Here is a 5,814-nt window from a genome sequence, read left to right as displayed (position 1 = left end):
TGCAGGGCATCTTCGTCAACATCTTCGGCGGCATCGTCCGCTGCGACATGATCGCCGAGGGCATCATCGCCGCAGTCAAGGAAGTGGGCGTCAAGGTGCCGGTGGTGGTGCGCCTGGAAGGCACCAACGTGGAAGAGGGCAAGCAGCTGCTGCGTGACAGCGGCATGGCCATCATCCCGGCAGACAACATCAACGACGGCGCGAAGAAGGTCGTTGAAGCGGTCAAGAACGCAGCCTGATTCACCATTGATTCGGAACTGGGCTGCGCTATTTCCAGCCCCCTTGAGTCAAGGGGGCTGCATCGACGCGAAGCGGCGATGCGGGGGATGTGGAGGCATGCTTGAGTGATGTTTCGCAACGCGAAACATCACGTGGTTCCGAAGCCGATAAACAACCAAAGATTCAGAGGACTAAAACGAATGTCCGTTTTGATCAACAAGAACACCAAGGTGATCGTGCAGGGCTTCACCGGCCAGCAGGGCACCTTCCATGCCACCCAGATGATCGAGTACGGCACCCAGGTGGTCGGCGGCGTCACCCCGGGCAAGGGCGGCACCACCCACATCGACCTGCCGGTGTTCAACACCGTGGCCGATGCCGTGGCCTCCACCGGCGCGGATGCGTCCGTCATCTACGTGCCACCGCCGTTCGCGGCCGACGCCATCCTCGAAGCCGCTGCTGCCGGCATCAAGGTCATCGTCTGCATCACCGAAGGCATCCCGGTGCTGGACATGCTGCGGGTGAAGAACGTGCTGACCCGCTCGCATCCGGACACCGTGCTGATCGGGCCGAACTGCCCCGGCGTGATTACCCCGGGCGAGTGCAAGATCGGCATCATGCCGGGCCACATCCACAAGCCGGGCAAGATCGGCATCGTCTCGCGCAGCGGCACGCTGACCTATGAAGCGGTCAAGCAGACCACCGAAGTGGGACTGGGCCAGAGCACCTGCATCGGCATCGGTGGTGACCCGATCAACGGCCTGAACTTCGTGGACTGCCTGAAGCTGTTCAACGAAGACCCGCAGACCGAAGGCATCATCATGGTCGGCGAAATCGGTGGCGACGCCGAGGAAGCCGGTGCCGAGTACATCGCCAAGCATGTCAAGAAGCCGGTGGTTGGCTTCATCGCCGGTGCATCCGCGCCGAAGGGCAAGCGCATGGGCCATGCCGGTGCGATTGCATCGGGCGGCAAGGGCACGGCGGAAGGCAAGTTCGCGGCGATGGAAGCCGCTGGCGTCAAGACCGTGCGTTCGCCGGGCGACCTGGGCGCGGCGATTGCCGAACTGGTCAAGTAAGCCGGTTCGCCAAGCTGCAAGGAAAGGCCGCCTCCGGGCGGCCTTTTTCGTTGTGCTTGATCTGCGCTGGATAAATGCGCATGATGGATGCGCATCATTTGGAGGCATGATCATGCGCGTATCCGAAACCTATGCCGAGTACGGCAAGAAGCCGACCAATGTCAGCGTCAATGAGGGCTTGCTGCGTGATGCCCGCACGCTGGACATCAACCTGTCTGCCACCCTGGAGCGCGCGCTGGAAGCGGAAGTGCGCGCCCGCAAGCGCGAGCAGTGGCTGGAGGAGAACCGCGAGGCGATTGCGGCGTACAACCGGCGCATCGCGCGCGATGGCCTTGCCGGCGACCATGTCCGTGCATTCAAGGCCAGGGGCGGCAAGTGAGTCAGTTCGTCGTGTACGCAAATGCGGATGCGGCTTCGCGCAGATCGATTCCGTACTGGCTGAACGTGCAGAGCGACTTGATCGAAGCCACGGATTCCCGGGTGGTCATCCCGTTGGTCGCGTCCGCGCAAGTCGGGAGCGTCATCAAGCGCCTGATGCCCGAGCTTGAGGTCGCCGGGAAGCGCATGGTGCTGGATACCGCCCAGATCACCAACGTGCCATTGCAGATGTTGGGCAAGCAGGTGGTGGATTTGTCGCACGAACGCTTCGCCATCGTCGCTGCCATCGACTTGTTGCTGTCCGGGGCATGACATGACCCTCCGCATCGCAATGGCGCAGTTCGATTTCCCGGTGGGTGATGTCGCCGGCAACGCGCGCCGCATCAGCGAAATGGCGGCGCATGCGCGCGACGCATACGCTGCCGACATCGTGCTGTTCCCGGAGCTGGCGCTGTCTGGCTACCCGCCGGAGGACCTGCTGTACCGGCCCGCATTTTTGCGCGACTGCGAAGCGGCGCTGCAGCAGATCGCGGCGCAGGTGCATGGCATCACCGCCGTGGTCGGCTGGCCGCAGGCTGCTGGCAGCGTGGTCTATAACGCCGCCAGCGTGCTGCGTGATGGCGGCATCGAACAGACCTATCGCAAGCGCGAGTTGCCGAACTACGCGGTGTTCGATGAGCGCCGCTATTTCGATGTTGACCCCGACCGCGACGACTGCGTGTTCGAGGTCAAGGGCGTGCCCGTGGGTTTGGTGATCTGCGAGGATCTGTGGTTTGCCGAGCCCATCGCCTCCACGGTGGAGAAGGGCGCGCAGCTGGTGCTGGTGCCGAATGCCTCGCCCTATGAACACGACAAGCATGCGCAGCGCGATGCCTTGCTGGCACAGCGCACGCGCGAGACCGGTGCGGCCATCGCTTACCTCAACGTGGTCGGCGGGCAGGATGCGCTGGTGTTCGATGGGGCCTCGGTGGTGGCCGATGCCGATGGCAGCGTGCATCCGGCTGCTGCCGCCTTCACCGAACAATGGCTGGTGGTCGATTACCAGCCGGACACGCGCCGCTTCATCGCGCTGGAATGGATGGAGGATGGCGACGAGTCGCGCGATGCGCTTGCCTGGCGCGCGGTGGTGCGCGGTACCCGCGACTACTGCCTGAAGAACGGTTTCGACAAGGCGTGGGTGGGCTTGAGCGGCGGCATCGATTCGTCGGTGGTGCTGGCCATCGCCGCCGATGCGCTGGGGCCGCAGAACGTGACGGCGGTGCGGATGCCCTCGCGCTACACCGCAGACTTGTCCAACGATCTTGCAAGGGAACAGTGCGACGCGATGGGCGTGGCGATGGTGACGCTGCCCATCGAAAAACCGTTCCAGGGGTATCTGGATGCGCTGGCGCAGGTGTTTGCCGGGCAGCCGGTGGATACAGCCGAGGAAAACCTGCAATCGCGCACGCGCGGCGCGCTGATGATGGCGCTGTCCAACAAATTCGGTGGCCTGCTTTTGACCACGGGCAACAAGAGCGAGTACGCGGTGGGTTACGCCACCATCTACGGCGACATGTGCGGCGGCTACGCGCCGATCAAGGACCTGTACAAGACGGAAGTGTTCGCGCTGGCGCGCTGGCGAAATACCGTGGGTGATCGTGTGATCCCGCAGGGCGTGATCGACCGCCCGCCATCGGCGGAACTGCGCGAGAACCAGCTCGATCAGGATTCGCTGCCGCCCTATGACGTGCTGGACGCGATCCTGCTGCGCCATGTGGATCAGGAGCAGTCACGCGCGGAGATCGTGGCCGCCGGTTTCGATGCCGCCACCGTGGACAAGGTGCTGCGGCTGGTGCGGATCGGCGAGTGGAAGCGGCATCAGGCTGCGCCCGGGCCGAAGGTCAGCCGGCGCGCATTCGGGCGCGAGCGGCGCTATCCGATCAGCAACGGGTATCGCGGCTGACAGTCACACGGTTGCGCACGAAAAAGGCCGGCATGCGCCGGCCTTTTTGCTGAGCGGAACGCCCGTCTTGTTCAGCGCAAGTCGCCGCTGAACGGATTGAGCTTGCTGACCACGCCCGGCCCCTTCGGCCACTTGCGCCCGCTCAGCCACGGGTGCTGCGGGTCGTTCTGCTCCAGCACGCGGCGGGCATCAGCAGCCAGCGTGGTATTGCCCATGCGGGTATAGGCTTCGGCCAGCAGGGCGACCGCGTCGTTCTGGTGTTCGCTCTGCGGATAGGTTTCAAGCAGGTAGGTGGCGCGATCCGCCGCCGATACCCAGGCACCGCGACGCAGATAGTAGATGCCGGTGTTCAGCTCGGCGCGGGCAAAGGCATTGCGCAGGAACACCATGCGCTGGCGGGCGTCGGCGGTGTAGCGGCTGTTGGGGTAGCGGGTGATGACCAGATTGAAGTCGTTGTAGGCCTGATGCGGCGCTTCCAGGTCACGCGAGCTGGTGTCCAGCTTGAACGCGCGCGCCAGGAACACGGTATTGCGCTGCATGTTGGACAGCCCGCGCAGGTAATACAGGTAGGCGATGTTCTTGTGGGTCGGGTAGGTGCGGATGAAGCGGTCGATGCTGGAAATCGCGTCATCGTGCAGGCCGGCCTTGTATTCGGCGTAGGCCTGTTCGATCAGCGCCTGCTCGGTATAGGGGCCGTAGGGGTACTGTGCGATCAGCCGCCCGAAGGTCTGGCGCGCATTGCTCCAGCTGCCCTTTTCCATCTGGCCGTGGGCCTTGTCGTACAGCTCGGTGACGGGCAGGCCTTCGTTCTTGTTCTCGTCCTTGAACTTGTTCCGGATGCTGGCGCAGCCGGTGATGGCAAGTGCCAGCAGCAGCAACAGGACGGGGCGCAAGCGGACGTAGCGGGTTGGCATGGGCATCGAGCGGGGCCTGCGGCACGGCGAACGGAGGAAGCGGCGATAATACCAGCCCGTTTTCCCTGCCGGGCCGCCGCTGCTGTGCGGCGCCTGAACCAAAGATGCCAGACGCCAGCACTCCCCGCCTTGCCCATGTCCCCGAAACCGCCGCCGGTCGCCGGCTGGACGCGGTGCTGGCCGAGCTGTTCCCCGAATACTCGCGCTCCCGGCTGTCGGGGTGGATCAAGTCCGGCGACGTGACCGTGGATGGCGCGCCCGCGCGTCCGCGCGATCCCGTGCGCGGCGGCGAGGCCATCGCCCTGAACGTGGTCGAGGACGTGCAGACCCACGCCGAGCCGGAGGACATCCCGCTCACCATCCTGCATGAGGACGAACACGTCTTCGTGCTGGACAAGCCTGCCGGGCTGGTGGTGCATCCGGGCGCGGGCAATCCGGCCGGCACGCTGGTCAACGCGCTGCTGCATCGCGATGCCGAACTGGACAAGCTGCCGCGCGCCGGCATCGTCCACCGGCTGGACAAGGACACCAGCGGCGTGATGGTGGTGGCGCGCACCTTGCCTGCGCACACTGCGCTGGTCGCGCAACTGTCCGCGCGGCAGGTGCATCGCCAATATCTGGCGGTGGTGGTCGGCGCGCTGGTGTCCGGCGGTACTGCCAATGCGCCGATTGATCGCCACCCGCGCGACCGCCTGCGCATGGCCGTGCGCGAGGATGGCAAGGATGCCGTGACCCACTACCGCCTGCGCGAGCGCTTCCGCAACCACACCGCGCTGGAATGCAGGCTGGAAACGGGCCGCACCCACCAGATCCGCGTACACATGCAGCACCTCAAGCAGCCGATCATCGGCGATCCGTTGTATGGCGGGTCGTTCAAGTTGCCGAAGGGCGCGTCGGATGAACTGATCGCCGCCCTGCGCGGCTTCAAGCGGCAGGCGCTGCATGCCGAAGTACTGGAGTTCGCGCATCCGCTCAGCGGTGAACCCGTGCGCTGCGAAGCGCCGGTGCCGGACGACATGCTGCGATTGATGGCATTGCTGCGCGAAGACGCGGCGGCGCATGCGCAAGCGGAGCGCACACGGCGATGAGCATGGCGGCATTCCTTGAAGCCGACTGGCCCGCGCCGCCCGGCGTGCGCGCGCTGACCACGCTGCGGCATGGCCTGGGTGTGTCGCGGCCGCCGTTCGATGCGTTCAACCTGGGCGCGCGCAATGGTGACGATGCCGAAGCGGTGGCCGAGAACCGCCGCCAGTTGCAGGCCGCGCTTGCGTTGCCGTCCGCGCCC

7 protein-coding genes and 1 pseudogene are annotated in these 5,814 nt (G+C 65.3%); 7 read left to right on the top strand and 1 reads right to left on the bottom strand.

All coding sequences use genetic code 11. The features are described 5' to 3' along the window. The 5 genes and pseudogenes from sucC to QM612_RS09975 all read left to right on the top strand — a co-directional run. Positions 1 to 239 (top strand): annotated as a pseudogene (gene sucC / locus QM612_RS09995) (succinate--CoA ligase subunit beta); the annotation flags it as partial. 180 nt (positions 240 to 419) lie between these two features. Then, positions 420 to 1,295: a succinate--CoA ligase subunit alpha gene (gene sucD, locus QM612_RS09990; protein WP_415253745.1), complete on the top strand. Its 876-nt coding sequence runs from the start codon at positions 420 to 422 to the stop codon at positions 1,293 to 1,295. A 112-nt stretch (positions 1,296 to 1,407) separates the two neighbouring features. Beyond that, a complete protein-coding gene (locus QM612_RS09985) occupies positions 1,408 to 1,674 on the top strand; it encodes a type II toxin-antitoxin system CcdA family antitoxin (protein ID WP_415253744.1) in 267 nt (88 codons plus the stop codon). Next, positions 1,671 to 1,985, top strand: a complete 315-nt coding sequence (locus QM612_RS09980) for a CcdB family protein (RefSeq protein ID WP_415253743.1) — start codon at positions 1,671 to 1,673, stop codon at positions 1,983 to 1,985. The genes QM612_RS09985 and QM612_RS09980 overlap by 4 nt, the downstream gene beginning before the upstream one ends. Before the next feature lies 1 nt (position 1,986). After that, positions 1,987 to 3,615, top strand: a complete 1,629-nt coding sequence (locus QM612_RS09975; RefSeq protein WP_415253742.1) for an NAD+ synthase — start codon at positions 1,987 to 1,989, stop codon at positions 3,613 to 3,615. Between the two features lie 71 nt (positions 3,616 to 3,686). On the opposite strand, the gene QM612_RS09970 is transcribed toward QM612_RS09975, so the two are convergent. Further along, positions 3,687 to 4,535 carry an outer membrane protein assembly factor BamD gene (locus QM612_RS09970; protein ID WP_415253741.1) on the bottom strand — a complete coding sequence of 283 codons (849 nt, stop codon included), beginning with the start codon at positions 4,533 to 4,535 and terminating at the stop codon, positions 3,687 to 3,689. Between the two features lie 98 nt (positions 4,536 to 4,633). Here QM612_RS09970 and rluD point away from each other — a divergent pair, with 98 nt between their 5' ends. Next, complete coding sequence (gene rluD / locus QM612_RS09965) at positions 4,634 to 5,617, top strand: 23S rRNA pseudouridine(1911/1915/1917) synthase RluD (protein WP_415253740.1); 984 nt, start codon at positions 4,634 to 4,636, stop codon at positions 5,615 to 5,617. Continuing rightward, positions 5,614 to 5,814: laccase domain-containing protein (locus QM612_RS09960; RefSeq protein ID WP_415253739.1), on the top strand; the 201-nt coding region annotated here is incomplete at its 3' end. The genes rluD and QM612_RS09960, both read left to right, overlap by 4 nt.

Origin of the sequence: Thermomonas sp., from assembly GCF_047606765.1 — a bacterium.
Lineage (GTDB): Bacteria > Pseudomonadota > Gammaproteobacteria > Xanthomonadales > Xanthomonadaceae > Thermomonas.
Note: the sequence above shows the minus strand (reverse complement) of the source record. Positions and strands in the feature narration are given on the sequence as shown.

Coding starts and splice junctions, on each gene's coding strand:
- sucD (WP_415253745.1), top strand. CDS start 420: ATGTCCGTTTTGATCAACAAGAACACCAAGGTGATCGTGCAGGGCTTC.
- QM612_RS09985 (WP_415253744.1), top strand. CDS start 1,408: ATGCGCGTATCCGAAACCTATGCCGAGTACGGCAAGAAGCCGACCAAT.
- QM612_RS09975 (WP_415253742.1), top strand. CDS start 1,987: ATGACCCTCCGCATCGCAATGGCGCAGTTCGATTTCCCGGTGGGTGAT.
- QM612_RS09970 (WP_415253741.1), bottom strand. CDS start 4,535: ATGCCCATGCCAACCCGCTACGTCCGCTTGCGCCCCGTCCTGTTGCTG.
- rluD (WP_415253740.1), top strand. CDS start 4,634: ATGCCAGACGCCAGCACTCCCCGCCTTGCCCATGTCCCCGAAACCGCC.